The organism is Yoonia litorea (assembly GCF_900114675.1).
GTDB classification, from domain to species: Bacteria; Pseudomonadota; Alphaproteobacteria; order Rhodobacterales; family Rhodobacteraceae; genus Yoonia; species Yoonia litorea.
Map to the genome: position 1 here is coordinate 1,486,619 of NZ_FOZM01000001.1, position 23,841 is coordinate 1,510,459.

The window sequence follows — 23,841 nt, forward strand, 5'->3', positions numbered from 1 at the left end:
CCGAATTGGTCCAAAAGGTGAACATGGCCAAAGATCTCTCATACGCATGTTCCGAATGTGGCGCGGGCTACCGCAAGTGGTCAGGCCAGTGCGATGGCTGCGGCGCTTGGAACACAATCCATGAAACCAAGGCGCTCAGTAGCGGCCCCAAAGGCAAGACCCTTGGCGCTGTACGCGGACAGGCAATCGCACTGACAGATCTTGAGACACAGGAGAGAGAGCCGCCGCGCACAGAAGCAGGGGTCGGAGAACTGGACCGTGTCCTTGGCGGTGGTCTGGTCAAGGCATCCGCGCTGCTGGTGGGCGGTGATCCGGGGATCGGTAAATCAACACTGCTTTTGCAAGCTGCTGCAAGATTTGCGCGTAACGGATTGAAGGTCATATACATTTCCGGTGAGGAGTCCAACGCACAGGTCCAGATGCGGGCACGCAGGCTCGGGTTGGAAAAAAGTCCCGTGCTTCTCGCGGCAGAAACAAATCTGAGAGACATTTTGACAACCTTGGAAGCCGAGAAACCGGACCTTGCCATCATCGACTCTATCCAGACCATGTGGGCCGACACCGTTGAAAGCGCGCCGGGCAGCGTCAGTCAGGTGCGCGCGTCAGCCCATGAACTGACCACCTTTGCCAAGCGCAACGGGATGGCGGTGATCATGGTTGGTCATGTCACCAAGGAGGGTGCTATCGCAGGGCCGCGCGTGGTCGAGCACATGGTCGATACTGTGCTCTACTTCGAAGGGGAGCGCGGCCATCAGTTCCGCATTCTGCGCAGCGTCAAAAACCGGTTTGGCCCCGCTGATGAAATCGGTGTGTTCGAGATGACCGGCAAAGGTCTGGCCGAGGTGAAAAACCCTTCGGCGCTTTTTCTGTCCGAACGCGGCACACCTGCCCCGGGATCGGTGGTCTTCGCCGGGATCGAAGGGAGCCGGCCCATGTTGTGCGAGATCCAAGCCCTTGTTGCGCCCTCACCGCACAGCCAGCCGCGCAGGTCCGTGGTCGGTTGGGACGGTGGGCGCCTGGCGATGATCCTAGCCGTGTTGGAGTCCCGCTGCGGCATCCAGTTCACTGGCCTTGATGTCTACCTCAACGTGGCCGGCGGGCTGCGGATTACCGAGCCTGCTGCTGATCTGGCCGTGGCCGCAGCGCTGGTTTCTGCGCGGGAAGATGCCGCTTTACCGGCTGAAGCTGTGGTTTTTGGTGAAATTAGCCTCTCTGGCGCGCTCCGACCCGTTGTTCAGGCGGAAAATAGATTGAAAGAGGCTCAGAAACTTGGTTTTACAAAAGGCATTGTCCCGGAACAGGCAAAGCAGCCTGTCGTCACTGGCTTGCATCAGCAAAGCGCCAAGACCTTGGCCGGATTTGTAGAAAACGTATTCGGCGCAAGATAAGCGCGCCATCAGGAGACGGACCATGGAAGGTTTTACGCTGGTCGATGCAGGTGTCGCGATCACAATCCTTGTTTCGGGGGTGCTCGCCTACAGTCGCGGGCTTGTGCGCGAAACCATGGCGATCCTCGGATGGATCGGTGCCGCGATCATCGCGTTCATCTTCGCAGATCAGGTAGAACCGCTGATCAAACAAGTGCCTGTTTTGGGTGACTTTATCGGCGACAGTTGCGAATTGGCGATCATTGCGGCGTTTGCTGCGGTTTTTGCCGTTGCGCTCATCGTGGTGTCGATCTTTACGCCGCTCTTCTCCTCGGCCGTCCAGCGCTCAGCCCTTGGTGGAATTGATCAGGCACTTGGGTTCTTCTTCGGTGTTCTGCGCGGTATCATCCTTATTGCGGTTGCGTTTTTCGTTTACGAGACTGTTTTCGCAGCACAAGAGTTTGCCATCATTGATGACAGCCGCTCGGCAGAGGTCTTTGCCCAGTTGACACAACGTGTTGAGGAGCAAAACCCTGAACAAGCACTTGGCTGGATTACCGAACAGTACGGGCAGCTGGTCGGCAGCTGTGGCGCACCCGCAGACGCAGGCAGCGACGCTTAACGCAGGCTGGCACCCGCTCGATCTTCGCTCTTGCCTTACCTAAGGTGAACCTTCAGGCTGCTTCGAGAAAACCTCGGAGATAAGCCATGCGGGTTGTTGTGACGACATTGGCGCTCTTGGCGGCAGTCATCCTCGTCGGCGGCGCAAGCATTGCAGTCCTCAACAGGGACATACCTGACTATGCGGTGCCTGACGGCCCTTGGAAGGCGGGCACCGCTCTTGATGGGCTGACGTTCTTTACTTTCGACCGTGTCATTGAGACCGAAGACGAAATCCTTGACGCTTTGGTCTTTCGGGACGGGAAATTTCAGTCGGCCATGTGTCAGGTCTATTGCGATTTCGGCTGGCATGACTACCGCACCTTCATAGATGGCGAGACCTTGCACTTTACCACCACAACCCGCTGCCCCGACGCGCCCCACACGGTCGTTTTCTACGGGACAGTCGTTGACGGCGCGGTGACTTTTGAGGGGACCTGGACCACGCGCCGCTGGTACTGGACACATCAGGTCAACGTCGTCGGTCGTGGTACATTGGTACCGTCAGAGGAACATATCGCAGCGGGGATCGCGGGGTGACGGCAAACTCAAGTGTTCGCCTGAGCGGGTTCTTGCTCCGCTTTGTCCTGCTCATTGCGCTGATCGTCGGCGCGACATGGGCCTCACATACGATCCGCGACGCGCTCAATCTTGAGATTATGCCCCGCAATGAACAAAGCGTGCATACCGCCGTGATGTTCGGGACTGTGGCCTATGTCGTGCTTTTGGCCATCCCCTTTGTTCCCGGTGCCGAAATCGGGATTGCTCTGCTCGGCTCGTTTGGCGCCTCCATCGCGCCACTTGTCTATGCTGCAACGGTGGTTGCAATGATGCTGGCCTACTGTGTCGGACTACTTCTGCCTGCATCCATTCTGGCGCGGATGCTGGCCTTCCTGCGCATGGACCGTGCAGCAGAACTGCTTGACCGCGTATGCGCCCTTCCGCGCGAAGAACGTCTTTCTGTCTTGCTGGAAAGCGCCCCGCCGTCTCTGGTGAGGCTTGCTTTGCGGCGGCGCTATCTGGCCCTAGCGTTGGCCGTGAATGTCCCTGGCAACGCTGTGATCGGCGGCGGCGGTGGAATTATGATGGTTGCGGGCCTCAGCGGCATATTCGCACCGCTGCCAACCTTGATCGCTGTGATGATCGGCGTATCCCCTGTGCCACTGGCGATAATGCTTTTTGGCGCACGCTTCTGATCGTTTCGTGACATGGCGTCGCTGACCCTCTATGGAGAAGCCCAAGCGAGACCCAACGGATTCGGAGCTGCCCCTTGTCCAACAAGATGCCCCCCGCCCATCCCTTTGATGATGATAAATTGCGGGAGGAGTGTGGCGTTTTCGGCGTGATCGGTGTGACCGATGCCGCAAATTTTGTCGCACTTGGATTGCACGCGCTACAACACCGCGGACAAGAAGCTGGCGGGATTGTCACGCATAGCCCTGAGACGGGCTTCAATCAGGCCCGCCGGATGGGACTGGTCCGCGACAACTTCACCTCTGAAAAGATGATGGCGATGTTGCCGGGCTCTATCGGGATTGGTCATGTGCGCTATTCCACCGCCGGCAACAAGAACCAGCAGACCGCCATCCGCGATGTCCAGCCCTTCTTTGGCGAGTTTTCGATGGGCGGCGCGGCTGTTGCGCACAATGGCAACATCACCAATGCAAATTCCCTGCGGCGTGAATTGATCGAGCGCGGCTCAATCTTCCAAAGCTCGTCTGACACCGAATGCATCATTCATCTAATGGCGCGCTCGATGGGGCGGAATATTCCCGACCGCATGGAAGAGGCGTTGCGCAAAGTGGAGGGCGCGTTTTCCATCGTTGCCATGACCCGGACCAAGCTGATCGGCTGCCGCGATGCGCTCGGCGTGCGTCCGCTGGTGCTGGGAAAGATTGGTAATGGTTGGGCGCTGGCATCCGAAAGCTGTGCGCTTGATATCATTGGCGCAGAGTTCGTGCGCGAAATCGCGCCCGGCGAAATGGTTGTGATCACCGAAAAGGGTGTCGAAAGCCACTATCCGTTCCGCCCGAACCGCGCACGTTTCTGTATTTTCGAGCACGTCTACTTCAGCCGCCCCGACAGCATCGTAGGGGGGCGTTCCGTCTACGAAACGCGCGAAAATATCGGACGCGAGTTAGCAAAAGAGGCACCCGTTGAAGCCGACATCGTCTGCCCTGTGCCCGATAGCGGGACACCTGCGGCCATTGGATATTCACTGCAATCCGGCATTCCTTACGCCATGGGTATTATCCGCAACCAATACATGGGGCGGACCTTCATCGAACCGACGGAACAAATCCGCAATATGGGCGTGCGCCTCAAGCTGAACGTCAATCGTGCATTGATCAAAGACAAGCGGGTCATTCTGGTGGATGACAGCGTTGTGCGCGGAACCACCAGCAGAAAGATCAAGGAAATGATCCTCGACGCTGGTGCCAAGGAAGTCCATTTCCGCATTGCCTCGCCTCCGACGGCTTGGCCATGTTTTTACGGTGTGGACACACCACAACGCGAAAAATTGCTCGCTGCGACGATGACCGAAGACGAAATGCGCAGCCATCTGGGTGTCGACAGTCTGAAGTTCATCTCGCTCGATGGCCTCTACCGCGCTGTAGGAGAGGCAAACGGCCGTGACCCCAATGCGCCGAGCTACTGCGATGCTTGCTTCTCAGGGGAATATCCGGTGGCACCCTCTGACATGATCGAACAGGGTTTTCAGGCCAAAACAGCAGCGGAGTGAGGGTCTGGCAGCCTCACGCTGATGTGATAAAACACCGTAGCGTAACGACCCCTGCCCCCCTTCACTCTGCGTTCATGACGTGTGAGAAGGCCGCCAGAAACTACTGACGCAGAATCTCCCATGGCAGAACCAGACAACGCCCTTGCAGCTCAGGCTGCAACCATTACCGATGCAATCGACATGAGCGCACTCCAGCTTTTGGGTGTCATGCAGGCCCATGACGGACCTGCGGCACTGCTGCGGTCCTCACGCGGTCAGATCGCACGGGTGCTCGTCGGTGACGAAGCCTTCGGCATCCGCATCACCGCAATTGGTGATGATCGTGTGACACTGACCAACCGCTGGGGACAGTCTCAGGCGCTTGGATTGCCACAAGGCTGAACACCGTTCGGGCTTGATCAAGACTTGACCTCTGCGCGAGTTCGGCACATGAGGCAGGCATGACAAAAACAGCTCTCATCACTGGTGCTTCCCGCGGCCTTGGCGCAGCACTTGCGCTTGCTCTGGCACCTACCCATCACGTGATCGCCGTTGGCAAGACGGTCGGCAGCCTTGAAGAACTCGACGATGCGATTCAGGCGGCTGGCGGTCAGGCCACGCTCGCCCCGATGGACATCACGGTTGACGAAGCGATGCAGCAGTTATGTCGCGGCATCTACGACCGCTGGGGCAAGCTTGATCTTTGGGTGCATACTGCCATCCACGCGGCACCTCTGGCACCTGCCGGGCACCTCGCCCCGAAAGATCTGGCGAAATCGATGAGTGTCAACGTCGAAGCCACCGCCAGGTTGATCTCTTACGTAAGCCCCCTTTTGGGTGACAGCGGCCATGCTGTGTTCTTTGACGATCCACGTGGCGGTGCGCAATTCTTCGGTGCTTACGGTGCCACGAAAGCCGCGCAAATCGCGCTTGCCCGCAGTTGGCAGGCTGAAAGCGTCAATACAGGTCCGAAGATCAGCATTTTGCACCCCGCACCGATGCCGACAGGCACACGCGCGCGGTTCTTCCCTGGTGAAGACCGTGACCAGCTCACCAGCACCAGCGATGAAGCGGCGCGTCTGTTGGATGAAATCCTTAGCGCCTGAGCGACCTCGCCGTTTCAGTGCTTCACGTATCCGGCTTTCCGTCGGGCCGATGACAGATGCGCGCCTGATCTCCCAAGACCGTTGCACAAGCACCGCGATCGACGCCTTGCGCGACCTGCCGCGCTTGCCGCTTTTGATGCTCTGCCTTAGGAACGCAAAACAAGGGCGGAGGGGAATTTTATGCGCATCCTGATCACAAACGATGACGGCATCAATGCACCCGGCCTGAAGGTGCTGTCAGACATTGCCAATGACGTCGCCGGCCCAGATGGCGAGGTTTGGACTGTCGCCCCAGCATTTGAACAATCTGGCGTCGGCCACTGTATCAGCTACACCCATCCGACGATGATCGCGCAGCTTGATGCGCGCCGCTTTGCCGCCGAAGGATCGCCTGCGGATTGTGTGATTGCGGGTCTCTACGATGTCCTCAAAGAGACACCACCGGACCTCATCCTGTCTGGCGTCAATCGCGGCAATAACGCTGCTGAAAATACGCTCTACTCTGGAACGATCGGCGCTTGCATCGAAGGTGCGCTTCAGGGGGTCCGGTCGATTGCCTTGTCCCAGTTTTACGGGCCCGACAACGCAGAGCTCGACAATCCATTTGAAGCGGCCGCCGTGCACGGTGCGGCAACCGTAAAGGCACTGCTGCAAGAAGCGCTCTGGGATGAGCAGGACTACATGCCCTTCTACAACGTGAACTTTCCGCCCATACCTGCTGGACAGGTCAGAGGGATGGCCGCTACCACACAAGGGTTTCGCCTGAACACGCGCTTTCGGGCAGAGGCACAGACCTCCCCTACGGGCCGCAAGTTTCTCTGGGTCCGTGGTGGGCCACAACACGAGCCGACAGCCCCGGGGACCGATGCGGCAGCAAACCTTGAAGGCTTCATCTCGATCACGCCAATGCGGGCCGATCTGACGGATTACGACATGGTCAAAAATCTTAGGGATGCGCTTCAGTGAGCTTCGACGCCGCGACCAAGATGCAGTTCCTCTACGCTTTGCGCAGTAAAGGTGTGACGGATGCGCGCGTGCTGACCGCGATGGAACAGGTTGACCGCGCCGACTATGTGAAAGGCACATTCGCCGAACGCGCCTACGAAGATATGCCCTTGCCCATTGCCTGCGGGCAAACGATCAGCCAGCCGTCCGTTGTTGGATTGATGACACAGGCACTTCAGGTCTCACCGCGTGACAAGGTTCTCGAAGTTGGCACCGGATCCGGATACCAGGCCGCGATCCTCTCAAAGCTCGCACGGCGGGTTTATACCGTCGATCGGTATCGCAGACTTGTGCAGACGGCCCGTGCTGTGTTTGAGGCAAACGACATCACAAACATCACAGCCTTCACAGCCGACGGCAGCCATGGCCTCGATGAACAGGCCCCGTTTGATCGGATCCTCCTCACAGCCGCGGCAGAAGACCCCCCCGGCCCCCTGCTGGCGCAGCTGAAGCCGGGCGGGATCATGGTTCTGCCGGTTGGCCAGTCGGATGCGGTCCAAAGCCTGATCCGCGTCAGGCGTACCGATGAAGGCCTTGAATACGACGAATTAAGGAGCGTCCGGTTTGTGCCCTTGCTTGAAGGGCTCGGACAGGAGTAAACTCCCTGCAAAATAAGGATGGCACCGCATCAGAGGGCCATCACGGCAAAAATATAGAGGAGCGGTCGAATGGCAATCGGGCAGAGGCCAATCAAACGCGTGTTGATTTCATCCGTAGCGGTCTTGGCGCTGGCGGCATGTGAAGACTTTGATTTTGATCTGAGGGATATCGGGAACGGCTTTGACACATCGTCGGCTGTCCAATCGCTTCCTGGCAGGCCAAGGCCTGACGATCGCGGCGTGATTTCATACCCGAACTATCAAGTCGTCGTGGCACGCCAGAATGATACCATTCGCGGCATTGCTATCAGGCTTGGTCTCGATGCCCAGACCCTGGCTGATTACAACGGCATCGACCCTGACGTCGTCTTGCGCCAAGGCGAGATCGTGGCCCTTCCAGCGCGCGTGGCAGAACCCTCGCCTGCAACCGGTGCAATCAGCACCGGGCCGATCCAGCCGCTCGATGTGACCGCAATCGCCACCAGCGCCCTGGATCGTGCCGATGCCGATGCCGCTTCTGGCACGGTCACGGCAACACCCGCACCAGCACCGCAACCACAAGCCAGCGTGCAACGCGGGACAGAGCCGATCCGCCATCAGGTTGTACGCGGCGAGACGGTCTTCTCATTGGCGCGTCTTTACAATGTGCCGGTGACTGCGATTGCCGAATGGAACGGGCTCGATTCCGAATTTACCATTCGCGAAGGACAGTTCCTCTTGATCCCTCAAGGCGGCGCCCCTGCCCCGGCGACGGTATCTGCACCGGGGGCCGGGTCTGAAACGCCTGTACCACCAAGCGCCGCCACACCGCTGCCTGACCCTGCAGCGGCGGCGCCGGCAGTTATAGCGACTGCGACACCTGACGCGCCCGACCTTGGCCAGGCATCGACACCTGCCGCGAGCGACGCACGGTTTTCAATGCCGCTGCAAGGGGCCATCATCCGTGACTACGCCCCCGGCAGCAACGAAGGTATTGATATCGGCGCCGCGGCTGGTTCCGACGTCCGTGCGGCAGGCAGCGGGACCGTCGCAGCCGTGACAACAGATACCAGCGGCGGTGGCATTGTGGTGATCAAGCACAGTGACGGGCTTTTGACGGTCTACACGCAGCTTGCCGATCTGACTGTTGCCAAAGACGACAGCGTCAGTCAGGGGCAAGTGATCGCGAAGGTCCGTTCAGGCAACCCCAGCTTCCTGCACTTCGAGGTCAGACGCGGCCTGCAGAGCCTCGACCCCTCAGACTACCTGCCCTAGGTCAGGTCAGGCTGACGCCGCGACGCCCTGCAAGATCGGTAAAGTACTGCCAAGCCACGCGGCCCGACCGGCTGCCGCGTGTCGCCTGCCATTCAATCGCTTCTGCGCGCAGGGTCGCGTCATCAATCTCAACACCGTAAGCATCGCAATAGCCACGGATCATCGCCAGATATTCGTCCTGCGTGCACGGATGAAATCCAAGCCACAGGCCGAAACGATCCGAAAGCGAAACCTTCTCCTCAACGGCCTCTGACGGGGAAATCGCGGAGGACCGTTCGTTCTCGATCATGTCGCGCGGCATCAGATGGCGTCTGTTGGACGTGGCATAAAGAACGACGTTATCGGGACGCCCTTCGATCCCGCCGTCCAGAACGGCCTTCAGTGATTTGTAATGCGCGTCATCATGGCTGAACGAAAGATCATCGCAGAACATGATGAAACGCTCAGACCTGCCACGCAGCATGTTCAGGCAACGGCCAATGCTTGGCAGGTCCTCGCGCTGGATTTCGACGATCTTCAGCGCAGGCTGTTCCGCATTCAAAGCGCCATGTATCGCCTTCACAAGGCTCGATTTTCCCATGCCGCGCGCGCCCCAAAGCAGTGCATTGTTGGCAGGCAGGCCTTCTGCAAACTGTCTGGTATTTGCAAGCAAGGTATCGCGCGATCTGTCAACGCCAACCAGCAGGCCCACATCAACCCGATTGACCTGCGCGACAGGTTCCAGCCGGTCCGGTTCTGTGTGCCAGACGAATGCTGTCGCAGAGCTGAAATCCGGCGCCTCTTGAGGCGCCGGGCTGAGCCGCTCAAGGGCAGCGGCGATCCTTGAAAGGCTCTTCTTGCTCACGTCTTCTGGTCTGGTTCAGCTTCGCCGAGGTCGTCTTCATCGAGATCAAAGAGGCTCTCATCCTCGCCAATGATCCCTTCTGCACGGGCCTGACGGTCCTTCTTGCGCTCAACGCCAGCGACAAGATGGATGGAAATTTCATAGAGGCCGAAAACCACGACAAACAGAATGATCTGCGTCACAACATCAGGCGGTGTCACCAGTGCGGCGACAACAAGAATGCCAACGACAGCATATTTCCGCGTGCCACGCAGTCCACGAGAGCTTGCCAATCCTGCTGACCCCATCAAGGTCAGAAGCACAGGAAGCTGGAAGCAGATACCGAACGCCACAATCATCTTGAGGGTGATATCAAGCGTTTCGTTGACCTTGCCGTTAAAGACAATATCGACGCCTTGATCGGTTTCAGGCACGACCGCCGGTGGCAAAGCCAGCCCTCCCCCAGCTGAAGGCAGCAGTTCAGTGCCCGGCGGCGGCGTGACCGCATTTGACATGATCGCGGTCACGAAGGACGGCAAATCCGCAAACCCGAGGAAGAACGCCATTGCCAGCGGCACAACGATGTAATGCGCAAACGACGCCCCCAGCATGAAAAGCAGCGGCGAGGAAATGATGAAGGGCAGAAACGCATCCTTTTCCTTGCGGTAAAGGCCAGGAGCCACAAACCGCCAGAGCTGGTAGGCGATGACCGGAAAAGACAATGCCAATCCGCCAACGACAGAGATCCGGATCAGCGTAAAGAAGTATTCCTGCGGCGCGGTGTACTGCATGACCGGGTTCGGGTTACCCAGATCGCGCATCGTCTTCTCGATCGGACCAAGAAGGAAATCGAGCAGGATGCTGCCGAAAGAAAAGCAGATCACCATCGCGACCAAAAACGCGATAACCGAATAGATCAAACGCGTGCGCAGCTCGGCCAGATGCTCAATCAATGGCGCGGAGCTGTCTTCGATCTCGTCCTGTGTGCTCATGGCTTCTTCTCGGGGTCTGGTGCGACGGGCGATGGCGCAGCGACAGGCTCAGGCGCGATTTCAGGTTCGGCCGAGGCCTCAGCCGCATCGGCAGCCGCTTCCGCTTCGGCTCTTTCGCGTGCTTGGCGCTCGAGCGCCGCATCGGCCATGGCCTTGCTCATCTTCTCTTTCGCGGCTTGGCGCTCTTCAGAGAGTTTCTGCGTCTCGGGTCCCTTTGTGATCCCGGTCGCCTCTTTCAACTTCTCGGTGCCGAATTTTGCAGGGTTTGCAGCCGCGTTGATCGAATTGGAGATGTCTTTGACACCGGCCTCATTCGCCGCCTGATCCATTGCACGGCTGAATTCGCGCGCCATCATGCGTGCCTTGCCAGTAAACTGACCAATTGTGCGAAACAGGCCCGGCAAATCCTTTGGCCCGATCACAATCAGGGCCACAACGCCGATCACCACCATTTCGCTTGCGCCGAGACCAAACATCGCCAAGCAATCCTACATTCAGGTCGAAAGAAAGATCAGACTTTGTCTTTTTCTTCGGCGGGTGTGACGTCTTTGGCTTCAGCAGAGCCTTCTTCGATCTCACGCTTGCCGTCGTCGACGCCCTTCTTGAATGCGGTGATGCCTTTGCCGACTTCACCCATCAGGCTTGAGATTTTGCCACGGCCAAACAGGACCAACACGACAACAGCGATCAAAAGCAGACCGGGCAGACCAATATTGTTGAGCATCTTTTTCTCCTTGTGCGGGTCGCGCCCCGCGAGCAGTTCTACAATCTGGAACTGACAAATAGGCCCCCATGTGCCTGTTGGGAAGCGCGAATACATGTTTTCACAGCTTTCACACCCCTTTTTTATAAAGGTTTTCGCCGATATGTGCCAAAAACTTGTCAGTTGCCAGAAAAATGGCAAAACTCGGCCGAAAGAGGGGGAATCAGATGCGCCGCGCCGACCGCCTGATGCAGCTTGTACAAATCCTGCGCGACGGCACATTGCACCGCGCCGCTGACCTTGCGGCGGCGACGAACGTTTCATTGCGCAGCATCTACCGTGACATGGAAACCCTCGCCGCATCAGGTGTGCCGATCGAGGGCGAACGCGGAATCGGCTACAGGGTGACAGCCGCCATCACCCTGCCCCCGCTCAACCTGACCATGACCGAGATGGAAGCACTCCATATCGGGCTGAGTGCGGTGGGCAACAGCGACGATGCCGAGCTTTCGAACGCGGCCAAGGCGCTCTTGTCCAAACTCGATGCCGTCACCCCAGAAGATCGCAGTCGCGCGCCCGTCGGCTCCGGTTTTGCCATCTACCCCTTCGCTGACGCAGCGCGCGGGTTCCAACATCTCCCACTGATGCGACAGGCCATGCGGACCCGGCAAAAGCTCGAAATCACGACAGGCGGTCAAAAGCGGACAGTGCGGCCGCTGCAACTTGACTACTGGGGACGGCTTTGGACCTGTGTCGTCTGGTGCGAAACCACCAAAGATTTCGACGACATTCGTGTCGATCAAATCGAAGCGCTGCGGGTTTTACCAAGTCTCTTTGTCGACGAGGCAGGAAAATCATTGCGCGATTACAATCAACGCCGAAAGGCCTAGTCAAAGCCAGCGCGCAAAACCGGTCAACGGTCTGAAATAGGCAATCATGCGCATGTCGCCTGCGGCATCGCCCCAAGGGGCCACGCCATGAAGACTATGGCGATGCAGTAATACCGCCTGCCCTGGCTCTGCGTGAATTTCGATCCTGTCGCAGGTCTCGAACACCGATTTCCGCGCAGCCTGATAAACATCGGTCACATCGGTATCGGCCCACTCCGACGGGGGTTTCCCGTCAAATGCCGCGGTGAAGGCATCACGCATGATGATGTGACTACCTGCCCAGACGACCAGCGGACTGGCCGTTGAGACATTCAGTGGCAGGCCAAGAATAAACCCATGCGGTTCTCTGAGGTGCCTCCGTTTTTGCGGACCCTCGGGCAGCAACCCATCAACATGGGCGGCATCTCGGTCGCGCCTGAAGCGATGGGCCGCATCTGACTCAGCACTGTCTTTGCGCGGATAACCCGGAAAGACCACCGAAAGCTGCGCCCGATGCCAATGATCTGGCGCTTCAATCGCTTCCATGAATGGCCCGTTCAGCGGAATGCCTTTGATGCTGCCATCTGGCGCATTAGGCAAAGCATCGACACCTACAAACCATGTCCCGCCGTGTCGCCGCTCACCGCCCTCAGAGAGAATTCTTAACCCTTCCTCACAGGCAGCCTGCGCCCATCGCAAGGTGGCGTCTGCCCGCTCAAAGACAACGAAACCGTCTTCTTGCCGGGTCCGCTCTACCATCCAAGTGCTTTGCGCAGCATGTTGAGCGCCACAAGGATCAGAAAGATCCCGAAAATCCGCTTCAAAGGCCCGGCATCAAGCCGATGGGCCAAGGCAGCCCCCCAAGGTGCCGTTATCAGCGTCATAGCCACGATCAGACCAAAGGCGAGAAAGTTGACAGCGCCCACGGTAAACGGGGGTGCCACCTCAAGATCAACCAGCATAAAGCCAATGACCGATGGGACAGCGATAATCACACCAAACCCGGCAGCCGTCGCGACCGCACGATGGATTGGCACATTGAAAAGCGTCATCGTCGGCACACCAAATGACCCTCCTCCGATGCCCATGAGCACAGAGAGGAATCCCAAGATCGGCGAAAGAACAGCGCGCAGCGGGCCCTTTGGCATCTCCTCTGCAAGCCGCCAGGCGGTTTTGCCAAACGTCATGTAGAGGCCCACGATGACGGCAAGAATGCCGAAGATCGCCTGCAACGCCTCGGAACGCAGCGCCGCTGCAACGGTCACACCGATACTCGCCCCGATGACGATGCCGATGCCCCACGATTTCAGGATATCCCAGTCAACGGCGCCCTTCTTGTGATGCGCCATGACCGATCTGAGCGATGTCACGATGATTGTGGCCAGAGATGTGCCGAGACAAAGCTGCATCAGTTGAGGACTGTCAAAGCCCAAAGCGCTGAAGACATAAAAGAATGCAGGGACAAGAACGATACCGCCGCCCACACCAAGCAGCCCCGCCAACACACCCGCGAAAGCGCCCAGCGCCAACAGCAAGGCCGCCATTGTCGCCAGCAGCATCATGTCATCCATTGTTTTACCCTTTTATGCGGCCGCACGTGTCACAAAACCAAGCGCGGCCAAAACGACATCAGGTCCCGCCCCGTCGCGGTGGGCGTTTTCTGACAGGTGTCGCCGCCAACCGCGCGCGCCAGGGCGACCCTGAAAAAGCCCAAGCATATGGCGGGTGATCTGGCCCAATTTGCCCCCATTTGCAATGTGCCGGGAAATATAGGGCAACATCAGGTGGACGACCTCCTCCGCCGAAGGCGCATCGTCACAGCCAAAGATCCTGCGGTCGGCATCAAGCAGAATATCCGCAGGCACATGATAGGCCGCACGGCCAATCATGACGCCGTCCAGACCGCGCCCAAGGAAGTCTTCTGCGGCATCCAATGTCGCGATACCACCATTCACAGATAGATGAAGATGGGGAAACAAGCCCTTCATATCCATAACCAAATCGTAATTCAGTGGTGGAATATCGCGGTTCTCTTTCGGGCTCAGCCCTTGCAACCAGGCTTTGCGGGCATGGATCGCGAAACGGTCAACCCCAGCCGCAGACACCTGTGCAAGGAAATCAGGCAGAACTTCTTCAGGCATTTGATCATCAACGCCAATCCTGCATTTTACGGTCACGGGGATGGACACCGCTGCACGCATCGCGTTCACGCATTCTGCCACGAGAGCAGGCGTCTCCATCAGGACCGCGCCAAAACTGCCCGACTGCACACGATCAGACGGACACCCGCAGTTGAGATTGACCTCATCATAGCCAAACCCTTCTGCGATGCGCGCCGCTTCGGCCAGTTGCGCGGGATCAGACCCGCCAAGCTGGATCGCAACCGGATGCTCAGCCGCATCAAAGCCAAGCAGCCTGTCACGATCGCCATGGATAATCGCAGGCGCTGTCACCATCTCGGTATAAAGCAGCGTCTTCTGCGTCATGAGACGATGAAAATACCGACAATGACGGTCCGTCCAGTCCATCATCGGTGCAACGCTCAGGCGTGCCGCTTTGGTAACTTCACTTGCTGACATGTCTCGTAAGGTGCTGGCGGTTTCGGACGTCTTGGCGTTGCAAATAGAGCCTGATGCCGCAAACCGCCAGTCTTGCCGCTCTTTGCACGCCAAGCGCACCAAGAATATCGCAATTTTTCACGCTTTACGTAACGTCAGGTTGGTTTCGAATCGGAAACACAACCTATACGTGTTTCAGGGTACTTCTTTCGCGCCCTAGCAGATATTTCATAAAGGAAATGTGAATGAGTTTCAGTGATGCTGTCCTTTTACGCATGTTACGAAGCATTCTGCTGAAATTTTGTTGACTGCGAAAACGGCTGTGCGGCAAGAAAGACGGGCTGCAAAGCAGTGTGAGTGTGCGAGTAATTTTTGAAGAGTAATGTGATGCGAGTACCTGGTTATGTAACGGCTTTCACGGCCATCATGGCGGCTTCCGCCATGCCAACGAGTGTCAGTGCGGGGGAAATCGCGCTGACACTCAAGGCGCAGGAATTGACACTGGTTGGCGAGTTCGCCGGCTATGTGGACAATGTCTACGTTTTGATCACCTCAACAGGCACGATCTACGTTCCTGCCGACCTGGCCATCTGCGCTGGTGAGGGATGCATTGATCCGGCAAATCCTGGGCAGGCAAGCGGCTAAAGGCTGATCGCCTGCCCTGTCCGCGCGCTTTCTTGTGCGGCAAGGCCGATCTGCACGGCCCTGGCCCCATCCAGCAAAGTCACCTCAACGTCGCCTTCACCTCTGATGACGGCGTTGAACCTTTGATGCTGGTAGAACGTCGATCCGTTGTGGTCGCCGGCCTCCAGCAATGTGGGATCGACGGGGATCTCGGACACATAGGGTCCCTTTGGCGCGCGCGGGGATATGATCAGCTTCGGGACCGGAGGCTCACCAAGCAGCTTTGGCCAGAACCGGCCCGGCCCCGGCACAAGCGCCTCGATCTTGCCTTTGGGACCGACGGCGCTGATTTCTTCCTGATATTTGGAGCCTTCGGCGAACATGCAAAGCTCAAGCATCGCGCGTGCGCCGTTGGCAAAATCTAGGATCACATAGCCGTTGTCCCAGATATCCGGCGTCTGGCCATCGTAACGTTCGTCAATGTGGTTCAGCGATTGCCCCGCGCTTGCCATCACCCTGATCGGCTCATCTTTCAGGATATGCCGCATCAGGTCAAAGAAGTGGCAGCATTTCTCAACCAGAGTCCCGCCGGTTTTTGCGTTAAACCGGTTCCAGTCACCCACCTTGGGTAGAAACGGAAACCGATGCTCACGGATGGTCAGCATCTTGATGCCGCCGGTCGCCTGTTCTGCCTGTGCGATAAGCGCGGCAACAGGGGGCATATAGCGGTACTCCATCGCAACCCAGACAGGATGTGGATAGTCTTTGAACACCGCATCCAGCACCGCCGCATCTTCCGGGCGGGTGTAAAGCGGCTTTTCGCAAAGGATCGGCACGGGTCGGGTTGCCGCGATCTTTTGCAACTGTTCCACATGTAGATAATTGGGGCTGACGATCACTACCGCGTCGAGGTCAGGATGGGCGAGCAATTCGTCCAGCGTGTCGGCAACATGCGCCTCCTGTGCCAGTGTCGCCGCAGATTCTGCGAGTTCGGCAACGGGGTCATAGACCACTGAAACCTTGCCTGACGGGAGCAGATTGATGTTCTGAATATGCTCGCGACCCATCATGCCGCAACCGATCAGACCGTAATGAACCATGTCCACGATGATTACCCTTTTCCCATACGTGAGATGTAGTTTGCGCGGCTGGCGTCATACCAGGTGCGCGAATATTCGGCCGCTTCCTTGGCGGCAGTGCGGCTGATCCGTGTGATGTAGCCTGTTGTGGTTCCGGCAGGCAGGTGAAACGCAGGCGGCGTCCACTCAGGCAGCACAGCGACACCGATCCGGTCCTCGACGGCAGCGACCGAAAGACCCAGCTCTTGCCTGTAGAACCGATAGAGTGAATCCGAAAGATCACCGGTCGAGACATTGGCCCGCCACCCTGCATCAAGCCAGATTTCCTCAAGCGCGATCAGAACATCGCCCAGATAACGCAAACGCCGGATGCGGTGCGCCTCAGCATGACCGCCCAAGGCCGCAAACTCCGGCGGTTTCGGCAGTCGCTTTACCGACAGGACTTTCGCGCGGGGCAATCCGCCGCCCTGCAAAAGCTCAAGCCGGAAAAATGCATAGACGCTTTCGACGGCTGGTCGGTGCCGGACGTAGTTGCCGGACCCCTGCACACGGTCGAGCATGCCTTTGGCTTCTACATCCGCCAGCGCCTTGCGCAACGTGCCCACAGCAACACCATGCTCGTCAGCCATATCGCGCTCTGGCGGCAGGCGCGCACCATCGGCCAAGCGCCCCGCTGCAATCTCGCGGATCAGCATTTCGCTTAGCTCCATGAACTTCGGCAAGTGAGAGGTTTGCGCCAATGCGTCTCCTCCCAAATCCGCACGACTCACAAATTGATACAGTATTGATACAGATCATGGCGCGTGCTACGCAAGTGCAAAGACAGACTTCTGGGGAGGAGAATCAATGACTGTCGTGCCGGTCACCAGCGCCGATCTGGATGCTGCGGAAGTCTCCTGGTTTTCAGCACTTTGTTCTGACGACTATCAGTTTCTGGGGGTCCCCGATGGCGATCTGCGCTCATCATGGGAGCATTGCCGCGACATTGCGCTGACCGCCGAAAAACAGGGTTTCCGCAACATTCTTGCCCCGTCGTCCTATCAGGTAGGACAAGATACGCTGTCGTTCGTTGCTGGCATGGCGCCATTGACTGAAAAGATCAACTTCCTCGCCGCGATCCGCTGTGGTGAAGTGCAGCCGATCATGCTGGCGCGCACCATCGCGACACTCGATCACATGCTGAAGGGCCGGCTGACGTTGAACGTCATCAGTTCGGATTTCCCGGGTGAGGTTGCCGAAAGCGCCTACCGCTACAAGCGCAGCCACGAGGTTGTCGAGATCCTGCGCAAGTGCTGGACACAAGACGAAGTCAGCTATGACGGCGATATCTACCAGATTTCCAAACTCACCACAGACCCTGCCAAGCCATACCAGCAGAATGGCGGTCCGCTGCTCTATTTTGGCGGCTATTCCCCTGCTGCACTCGAACTCTGCGGTGCACAATGTGACGTCTATCTGATGTGGCCAGAGACCAAGGACATGCTTGAACAGCGCATGAAGGACGTCAATGAACGCGCCGCCGCCCACGACCGGACGCTCGACTACGGTCTGCGGGTGCATATGATCGTCCGTGATACCGAAGCAGAGGCCAAGGAATACGCCGACTATATCGCCTCCAAGCTTGATGACGAATACGGCAAACTGATCCGCGACCGCGCCCATGACAGCATCAGCCTCGGTGTCTCGCATCAGGCGCGCGCCCGCGAACTGGCCGACAAATACGGCTACACCGAACCGGGCCTCTGGACCGGTGTGGGCCGCGCACGCTCTGGCTGTGGTGCGGCGCTGGTGGGATCGACCGACCAGATCCTTTCCAAGATCGAGGACTACCAGAAGATGGGCATCCGCGCCTTCATCTTCTCGGGCTACCCGCACATCGACGAGGCCGAACACTTCGGCAAGCGGGTCATGCCCGAACTGAAGACCTGCTCGCTGCCGCATGAATATGGCCGCGTGCCGTCAGAGACACCCGCAACACCCTTAGGAAACGGAGTCCGCCGCTAATGGATCGCATCAAGATCACCGACGACCTTTCATTTAGCCGCATCGTCTACGGGATGTGGCGGCTAGGCGACGACAGCGACACCTCGCCCGCCCATGTGCAGGCCAAGATTGAAGCCTGTCTCGAACAGGGCATCACCACAATGGATCAGGCCGACATCTACGGCGGCTATGAGGCCGAAGAGGTGCTTGGGGATGCATTGCGCGCGGCCCCTGCCCTGAAAGACAAGATCGAGATCGTCACGAAATGCGATATCGTCGCCCCCGCTGGGCGCTATGCCGACGCGCGGGTGAAATACTACGATACCAGCCGCGCGCATATCCTTGCTTCTGTTGATCACTCGCTGCGCCTGATGGGCGTGGACAAGATCGACACGCTGCTGGTCCACCGCCCCGATCCGATGATGGACCACCATGAGACCGGCGCTGCACTTGATGAAGTGGTCGCGTCAGGCAAGGTCCGCACTGTGGGCGTATCCAATTTCAAACTGCACGACTGGACGCTGCTGCAATCGGCAATGAAGACCCAACTGGTGACCAACCAGATCGAACTCTCGCTTTCAGCGCATCAGGGTTTCACCAATGGCGACGTCGCCTACCTGCAAGAGCGCAACGCGCCGATCATGGCATGGTCGCCCCTCGGCGGCGGCAGCCTGATGACGGGCTCCGGTGCTGTGCAGGATGCCATGGCCGCAGTGGCCGGGGCCAATGGTGTCGACAACGCCGCCGTCGCTGTCGCCTGGCTGCTCGCGCATCCGGCGAAGATCATTCCGGTGATGGGCACGAATAACCTTGACCGGATCAAGACTCTCTCCGACGCTGCAAAGGTACAGATGGACCGGCAGACCTGGTTCGAACTCTATACCGCCGCTCTCGGCCAAGAGGTTCCATAATGGACGCAGGCACACTCGCCACATTCGATCCCAGCACCGACAGCGACAGCTTTCGCGGGGCGCTCGGCACATTTGTCACCGGTGTCACTGTGGTGACAACCGACAGCGCCGAAGGGCCAATGGCCATCGTCGCCAACAGCTTTGCCAGCGTTTCGCTTGATCCGCCGCTGGTGCTGTGGTCACCAGCCAAATCGTCGCGCCGGTTCGAACATTTTGTCGGGTCACGCCGCTTTGCCATCAATGTCCTCAGTACAGATCAGCGCGACATCTGCGCGGCTGTGGCCAGATCGAAAACCGCGATCAAGGACGTGCCCACGCATCCGTCACACTGCGGCATGCCGCTGATTGACGGCGCGCTGGCCACATTCGAATGCAATCTGCACGCCACCCACGACGCAGGCGACCACGTGATCATCGTGGGCCTTGTGACCAAGGCACACCACCGGATGGGAGACCCGCTGGTGTTTCATGGCGGAAAATACGGAGAGTTTCACCCAAGCTGATTTCATCTTGGCCGGAAAACTCTGGGGGAGGCGCGACAGCGCCGGGGGCAAAGCCCCCACGACCAAAGACCTGAGGGCACAGCCCTCCAACAACAAGGGGGAAAACCCCCGCTAAAACAACAAGCGGGCGAAAACCCCGCTCATAAACAGGGGAGGAGCCGCAATGTCGGTCCTGTTTGGCCTGCTTTGGCCCCTAGAACGGTTTAACACCGTTGTTCTTGCCATCGGCAAGGCAATTGCGGTGGTGGCCCTTGCGATCATGGTTTCCTTGATCCTCGGGCAGGTTTTCTTTCGATATGTCCTCAACGATGCGCCGAACTGGACAGAAGAAGGCGCGCGCTTCGGCATGCTGTGGATGACGGGCCTGATGGCACCGCTGGCCTACCGTATGGGCGGCTTCGTCTCGATTGACATGCTGGAACGCGCCCTGCCCCGGATGGCTGCGGCGGTGCTTTCACTCATCCTTCTGGGGATCGCGCTTTGGGTCCTGATCATTGCGTGGGACCGTGGGCTGAACAACCACGTTGACACGATCTCGGGCCGCGGGTGTTCTTCGTCTCTGCGCTGGCCCTTCGGCTTCGAGATCGGCAAATGCGGCAACCGGTTTCAGAACAATTACCAGTTCGCCTCGCTTTGGGTCGGTGTGAACCTGCTTATCCTCGTCAATCTTGAACTGATCATCCGGCAGGTAATCAAGCTTCTGGGACATGGCGACCGGTTGACCAACCTGCAAACCGAAGACGTCGGGGGGGCTGACTGATGCTTTTGTGGTTCCTTCCGCTCTTTCTGATCCTGATCATGATCGGGCTACCGGTGGTTTTTGCACTGCTGGCCTCACCCATTGCGCTGATCATGTACGAAGGCGATACCCGCAACGTGGTCGCGGGGCTTTATCGCAACCTTTACAACGGGATGGACAGCTTTCCTCTGATGGCGCTGCCCTTCTTCATGCTGGCTGGCGAGATCATGAACCGCGGCGGTATCACGCTGCGCCTTGTCGAGTTCAGCCAGGCCTTCATGGGGCATCTGCGCGGCGGGCTGGCGCATGTGAACATCCTGTCCTCTATCCTGTTCGCAGGGCTTTCAGGGTCAGCGGTCGCGGATACCTCTGCACTCGGCTCCACCCTGATCCCAGCGATGGAAAAGAACGGATATTCGCGCAAGTTTGCGGCGGCGATTACAGCGGCCTCATCGGTGATCGGGCCGATCATTCCGCCCTCGGGCATTATGATTATCTATGCCTATGTGATGGGCGAAAGCGTCGCGGCGCTCTTTCTCGCTGGCATTGTCCCCGGTGTTCTGGTGGGCATCGGCCTGATGGTGATGGTCCGCCTGATGGCTGATCGCTACGACCTGCCAAAGGCCGAACGCATCGTCACCCAAGGACAGGATATCTCGACCGTCGAGTACTGGGTAAGCTTTGCGCTGATCCGCATCAATGTGGCAGGGCTTCTGCTGGCGGTGTATTCGGGGTTGGCCGGACTGCTGGGCCTTTCGTTCGAAAACGAAGCCGGTGACACGGTCCACCGTCTGAACCTCTGGATTGTCTTCGGGCTGCTTCTGGTCATCTCGCATTTCCTGCTGATGGGCTATCGCAAGCGTGTCAGCCATGATTTCCGGATGGTCTGCAAAAAGGCGGTTGCACCGCTGCAAACGCCGCTGATCATTCTGGGCGGTATCCTTGTGGGTGTCTTCACCCCGACCGAAGCCTCTGCAGTGGCGGTGTTCTATGCGTTGATCGTCAGCTTCTTCGTGCTGCGCTCGATGAAAATGAAAGACCTCGGCGCGGTCCTGACCCGCTCGGCGCTGGCCACATCGGCGGTGCTCTTGCTGGTTGGTGCGGCGGTGGCCTTCAAGACGGTCGTTTCGCTGTCCTATGCCCCTCAGATTCTCAGTGACTACATCCTGTCGCTATCCGAGAACCCGCTGATGCTGCTGTTCCTGATCAACATCCTCCTCTTCATTGTGGGGATGTTCCTTGATGCGGGTCCGGCCATCATCATTCTGGGACCGATCCTCGGGCCGATCTTCCTCGACCTTGGCGTACACCCTGTGCACTTCGCGATCATCATGTCGGTCAACCTGACCGTGGGGCTGGCAACGCCACCGATGGGACTTGTCTTATTCGTGGCCTCATCCGTGTCAGGAGAGCGGGTCGAGACCATCTCGCGGGCAATCCTGCCGTTCCTAGCCGTGCAGGTTCTGGTGATCTTCCTGATTACCTACGTGCCCGCCATTTCCATGACAGTGCCTTATCTGACGGGTTTCCTGGGCTGTGGCCCGGACGTCGGCTTTAGCGCTTGCATTAGCCCGGGACCGGGCGTCAACTAACAGCATCAAACAGGGAGAGAAAAATGCTGAAACACCTCACCAAAGTCGCGGTCACCGCCGCTCTGCTGGCGACCCCGCTGGCAGCCTGGGCTGGTGGGCACACGGAGTTTACAATCCGTGCGACTGCTAACTCAAACGAAAACGACGAAGACTATGACGGTCTGGTTGTCTTCAAGAACTACGTCGAAGCAGCCTCCAACGGCCGGATCGCGGTTGAGCTTTTCATCGGTACACAGCTTTGCGCAACCGGCGCAGAATGCCTTGAAGGTGTCTCCGAAGGCTCCATCGACGTCTACATCTCCACCTCAGGTGGTGCTGCTGGCATCTTCCCATATGTACAGGTGCTCGACCTGCCGTATCTGATGTCGGACGACCGCGTCGCCGAAGCTGTGCTGTCTGGTGATTTCGTCCGCCAGATGCGTGACCGCGCGCTGGCTGACAGCGACAACACCATCCGCCTGATGACCGTCGGTAACACAGGTGGCTGGCGCAACTTCGCCAACACAGAGCGCCGCGTGCAAGGCCCTGACGATCTGGCAGGCTTGAAACTGCGCACCGTTGTGGCCGACCTGCCTGTCCAACTGGTCGAGGCAATGGGTGCCTCTGCGACACCTATTCCATGGCCAGAGCTCTTCACATCGCTGCAGACTGGCGTTGTCGAAGGCACCGCCAACGGCATCACCGACATCATGGGCATGAAGTTCCCTGATGCGGGCCTTCAGTACCTGACACTGGACGGGCATTCCTACATGGGTGCGCTCTGGTGGATGAGCAACGAGAACTTCATGGCAATGCCAGAAGACCTGCGCCGCGTTGTTGTCGACGGCTTCTATCAGCTGCAGCAGGCAACTTTTGCCTCGCCAAAGCGCAAGTCGATCGAAGCCTATGAAGCCTTCGTTGAAGGCGGCGGCGACATCTACGTTCCGACACCAGAAGAAAAAGCCGCATTCGCCGAAGCCGCGGCCCCTGTTTATGACTGGTTCCGTGAAAACGTGGACGGCGGTTCTGAAATGCTCGAAGCATTGCAAGCCGCAGTTGCCGAAGTGGAAGGTGAACTGGCCGAGGCTTACGGATCTGACCTGAACTAAGTCCAAGGTCCCGGAAACAGCAAGGGCCGCCCCGAAACGGGCGGCCCTTCGTTTTGTAAAGCGGTATGATCAGGCCGCAGCAGGGCGCTGATGTTCGCCTTCTTCCACTTCTTCAACGATCTTGGCGATAAAGGCCGGCAGATCGTCAGGGTTGCGCGAGGTGATAATCCCGTTCGAGATGGCAACCTCTTTGTCGACAAAAGCCGCGCCTGCGTTCTTCAGATCAGTGCGGATCGAGTGATAGCAAGTCATCTCGCGCCCTTCAGCGACACCTGCCTCGATCAGCAGCCAAGGCGCATGGCAGATGGCCGCAACAATCTTGTCGTGGGTCACAAAGTCACGCACCGTCTGGACCGCAGTCTTATCGGTGCGCAGAATATCAGGGTTGATCTGACCACCCGGCAGCACCAGGCAGATATAGTCTTCGACGTTGACGTCGGAAATCTTGAGGTCGGCCTCAACCGTCTCGCCCCAATCGTCAGTGTCCCAACCTTTGATCGGTTCACCGTCAAGCGTCGCGACATGCACTGTGGCACCTTTTGCGCGCAGTTGCTCAAGCGGTTCCATCAGTTCGGACTGCTCGAACCCGTGCGTGGCCATGATCAGAATCTTTGCGTCAGCGATATTAGGCATCGTCGTCTCCTCTTTGGTTGCGTTCGACACA

Annotated in this window: 28 protein-coding genes; 18 read left to right on the forward strand and 10 right to left on the reverse strand. The window is 58.3% G+C overall.

What is annotated here, in order from left to right; genetic code table 11:
* The first annotated feature begins 23 nt into the window (after positions 1 to 23).
* From radA to BM316_RS07725, 10 genes are all read left to right on the forward strand, one after another.
* Positions 24 to 1,388 carry a DNA repair protein RadA gene (gene radA / locus BM316_RS07680; protein WP_090206024.1) on the forward strand — a complete coding sequence of 455 codons (1,365 nt, stop codon included), beginning with the start codon at positions 24 to 26 and terminating at the stop codon, positions 1,386 to 1,388.
* A gap of 22 nt (positions 1,389 to 1,410) precedes the next feature.
* Positions 1,411 to 1,989, forward strand: a complete 579-nt coding sequence (locus tag BM316_RS07685) for a CvpA family protein (RefSeq protein WP_090206027.1) — start codon at positions 1,411 to 1,413, stop codon at positions 1,987 to 1,989.
* 86 nt (positions 1,990 to 2,075) lie between these two features.
* Positions 2,076 to 2,567 (forward strand): hypothetical protein, encoded by a 492-nt coding sequence (locus tag BM316_RS07690; RefSeq protein ID WP_090206029.1) that lies wholly within the window; start codon positions 2,076 to 2,078, stop codon positions 2,565 to 2,567.
* 32 nt (positions 2,568 to 2,599) lie between these two features.
* The gene (locus tag BM316_RS07695; protein WP_242649792.1) at positions 2,600 to 3,223 is read left to right on the forward strand and encodes a hypothetical protein; all 624 of its coding nucleotides are present in this window, start codon (positions 2,600 to 2,602) and stop codon (positions 3,221 to 3,223) included.
* Positions 3,224 to 3,309: 86 nt separating this feature from the next.
* On the forward strand, positions 3,310 to 4,770 hold the full coding sequence (gene purF / locus BM316_RS07700; RefSeq protein WP_090206035.1) for an amidophosphoribosyltransferase: 1,461 nt from the start codon (positions 3,310 to 3,312) through the stop codon (positions 4,768 to 4,770).
* Between the two features lie 120 nt (positions 4,771 to 4,890).
* The gene (locus BM316_RS07705; protein ID WP_090206038.1) at positions 4,891 to 5,151 is read left to right on the forward strand and encodes a hypothetical protein; all 261 of its coding nucleotides are present in this window, start codon (positions 4,891 to 4,893) and stop codon (positions 5,149 to 5,151) included.
* Between the two features lie 59 nt (positions 5,152 to 5,210).
* Positions 5,211 to 5,855: an SDR family NAD(P)-dependent oxidoreductase gene (locus BM316_RS07710; RefSeq protein WP_090206041.1), complete on the forward strand. Its 645-nt coding sequence runs from the start codon at positions 5,211 to 5,213 to the stop codon at positions 5,853 to 5,855.
* Positions 5,856 to 6,035: 180 nt separating this feature from the next.
* Entirely contained in the window at positions 6,036 to 6,821 is a 786-nt protein-coding gene (gene surE, locus BM316_RS07715; protein WP_090206044.1) for a 5'/3'-nucleotidase SurE, read from the forward strand.
* Positions 6,818 to 7,459: a protein-L-isoaspartate(D-aspartate) O-methyltransferase gene (locus tag BM316_RS07720; RefSeq protein WP_090206047.1), complete on the forward strand. Its 642-nt coding sequence runs from the start codon at positions 6,818 to 6,820 to the stop codon at positions 7,457 to 7,459. Before surE ends, BM316_RS07720 begins: the two co-directional genes overlap by 4 nt.
* Before the next feature lie 69 nt (positions 7,460 to 7,528).
* Positions 7,529 to 8,713 (forward strand): M23 family metallopeptidase, encoded by a 1,185-nt coding sequence (locus BM316_RS07725; protein ID WP_090206050.1) that lies wholly within the window; start codon positions 7,529 to 7,531, stop codon positions 8,711 to 8,713.
* A 1-nt stretch (position 8,714) separates the two neighbouring features.
* Here the strand turns inward: BM316_RS07725 and BM316_RS07730 are convergent, their stop codons facing one another.
* From BM316_RS07730 to BM316_RS07745, 4 genes are read right to left on the reverse strand one after another with little or no spacing between them, the layout of a single operon-like run.
* Positions 8,715 to 9,557 (reverse strand): ATP-binding protein, encoded by an 843-nt coding sequence (locus BM316_RS07730; protein WP_090206053.1) that lies wholly within the window; start codon positions 9,555 to 9,557, stop codon positions 8,715 to 8,717.
* Positions 9,554 to 10,528: a twin-arginine translocase subunit TatC gene (gene tatC, locus BM316_RS07735; RefSeq protein WP_090206055.1), complete on the reverse strand. Its 975-nt coding sequence runs from the start codon at positions 10,526 to 10,528 to the stop codon at positions 9,554 to 9,556. The genes BM316_RS07730 and tatC overlap by 4 nt, the downstream gene beginning before the upstream one ends.
* Positions 10,525 to 11,004, reverse strand: a complete 480-nt coding sequence (gene tatB, locus BM316_RS07740; RefSeq protein WP_090206058.1) for a Sec-independent protein translocase protein TatB — start codon at positions 11,002 to 11,004, stop codon at positions 10,525 to 10,527. The genes tatC and tatB overlap by 4 nt, the downstream gene beginning before the upstream one ends.
* Positions 11,005 to 11,039: 35 nt before the next feature.
* The gene (locus BM316_RS07745; RefSeq protein ID WP_090207728.1) at positions 11,040 to 11,252 is read right to left on the reverse strand and encodes a twin-arginine translocase TatA/TatE family subunit; all 213 of its coding nucleotides are present in this window, start codon (positions 11,250 to 11,252) and stop codon (positions 11,040 to 11,042) included.
* A 206-nt stretch (positions 11,253 to 11,458) separates the two neighbouring features.
* Here BM316_RS07745 and BM316_RS07750 point away from each other — a divergent pair, with 206 nt between their 5' ends.
* Positions 11,459 to 12,121, forward strand: a complete 663-nt coding sequence (locus tag BM316_RS07750) for a helix-turn-helix transcriptional regulator (RefSeq protein ID WP_090206060.1) — start codon at positions 11,459 to 11,461, stop codon at positions 12,119 to 12,121.
* On the opposite strand, the gene BM316_RS07755 is transcribed toward BM316_RS07750, so the two are convergent.
* From BM316_RS07755 to dusA, 3 genes are read right to left on the reverse strand one after another with little or no spacing between them, the layout of a single operon-like run.
* On the reverse strand, positions 12,122 to 12,859 hold the full coding sequence (locus BM316_RS07755; RefSeq protein WP_090206063.1) for a hypothetical protein: 738 nt from the start codon (positions 12,857 to 12,859) through the stop codon (positions 12,122 to 12,124). It lies immediately after the preceding gene.
* Entirely contained in the window at positions 12,853 to 13,671 is an 819-nt protein-coding gene (locus tag BM316_RS07760; protein ID WP_090206065.1) for a sulfite exporter TauE/SafE family protein, read from the reverse strand. Before BM316_RS07760 ends, BM316_RS07755 begins: the two co-directional genes overlap by 7 nt.
* Positions 13,672 to 13,683: 12 nt before the next feature.
* Positions 13,684 to 14,679: a tRNA dihydrouridine(20/20a) synthase DusA gene (gene dusA, locus BM316_RS07765; RefSeq protein ID WP_090207730.1), complete on the reverse strand. Its 996-nt coding sequence runs from the start codon at positions 14,677 to 14,679 to the stop codon at positions 13,684 to 13,686.
* Positions 14,680 to 15,045: 366 nt separating this feature from the next.
* On the opposite strand from dusA, the gene BM316_RS07770 reads away from it, so the two are divergent.
* Positions 15,046 to 15,303, forward strand: a complete 258-nt coding sequence (locus BM316_RS07770) for a hypothetical protein (RefSeq protein WP_131802549.1) — start codon at positions 15,046 to 15,048, stop codon at positions 15,301 to 15,303.
* Here the strand turns inward: BM316_RS07770 and BM316_RS07775 are convergent.
* Both BM316_RS07775 and BM316_RS07780 read right to left on the reverse strand, forming a co-directional pair.
* The gene (locus BM316_RS07775) at positions 15,300 to 16,382 is read right to left on the reverse strand and encodes a Gfo/Idh/MocA family protein (protein WP_090206071.1); all 1,083 of its coding nucleotides are present in this window, start codon (positions 16,380 to 16,382) and stop codon (positions 15,300 to 15,302) included. The genes BM316_RS07770 and BM316_RS07775 overlap by 4 nt on opposite strands.
* An 11-nt stretch (positions 16,383 to 16,393) precedes the next feature.
* A complete protein-coding gene (locus tag BM316_RS07780; RefSeq protein ID WP_090206073.1) occupies positions 16,394 to 17,101 on the reverse strand; it encodes a GntR family transcriptional regulator in 708 nt (235 codons plus the stop codon).
* Positions 17,102 to 17,207: 106 nt separating this feature from the next.
* Here BM316_RS07780 and BM316_RS07785 point away from each other — a divergent pair, with 106 nt between their 5' ends.
* The 6 genes from BM316_RS07785 (at position 17,208) to BM316_RS07810 (ending at position 23,177) form a co-directional block, all read left to right on the forward strand.
* Positions 17,208 to 18,365, forward strand: a complete 1,158-nt coding sequence (locus tag BM316_RS07785) for an LLM class flavin-dependent oxidoreductase (RefSeq protein ID WP_090206078.1) — start codon at positions 17,208 to 17,210, stop codon at positions 18,363 to 18,365.
* Entirely contained in the window at positions 18,365 to 19,255 is an 891-nt protein-coding gene (locus BM316_RS07790) for an aldo/keto reductase (protein WP_090206080.1), read from the forward strand. Before BM316_RS07785 ends, BM316_RS07790 begins: the two co-directional genes overlap by 1 nt.
* Positions 19,255 to 19,758 carry a flavin reductase family protein gene (locus tag BM316_RS07795; RefSeq protein ID WP_090206083.1) on the forward strand — a complete coding sequence of 168 codons (504 nt, stop codon included), beginning with the start codon at positions 19,255 to 19,257 and terminating at the stop codon, positions 19,756 to 19,758. The genes BM316_RS07790 and BM316_RS07795 overlap by 1 nt, the downstream gene beginning before the upstream one ends.
* Before the next feature lie 163 nt (positions 19,759 to 19,921).
* Complete coding sequence (locus tag BM316_RS07800; protein WP_090206086.1) at positions 19,922 to 20,518, forward strand: TRAP transporter small permease; 597 nt, start codon at positions 19,922 to 19,924, stop codon at positions 20,516 to 20,518.
* Entirely contained in the window at positions 20,518 to 22,089 is a 1,572-nt protein-coding gene (locus tag BM316_RS07805) for a TRAP transporter large permease (RefSeq protein WP_090206089.1), read from the forward strand. The genes BM316_RS07800 and BM316_RS07805 overlap by 1 nt, the downstream gene beginning before the upstream one ends.
* Positions 22,090 to 22,112: 23 nt before the next feature.
* Positions 22,113 to 23,177 (forward strand): TRAP transporter substrate-binding protein, encoded by a 1,065-nt coding sequence (locus tag BM316_RS07810; RefSeq protein WP_090206092.1) that lies wholly within the window; start codon positions 22,113 to 22,115, stop codon positions 23,175 to 23,177.
* Positions 23,178 to 23,246: 69 nt separating this feature from the next.
* On the opposite strand, the gene BM316_RS07815 is transcribed toward BM316_RS07810, so the two are convergent.
* Positions 23,247 to 23,810 (reverse strand): type 1 glutamine amidotransferase domain-containing protein, encoded by a 564-nt coding sequence (locus BM316_RS07815; RefSeq protein WP_090206095.1) that lies wholly within the window; start codon positions 23,808 to 23,810, stop codon positions 23,247 to 23,249.
* Positions 23,811 to 23,841 lie beyond the last annotated feature (31 nt).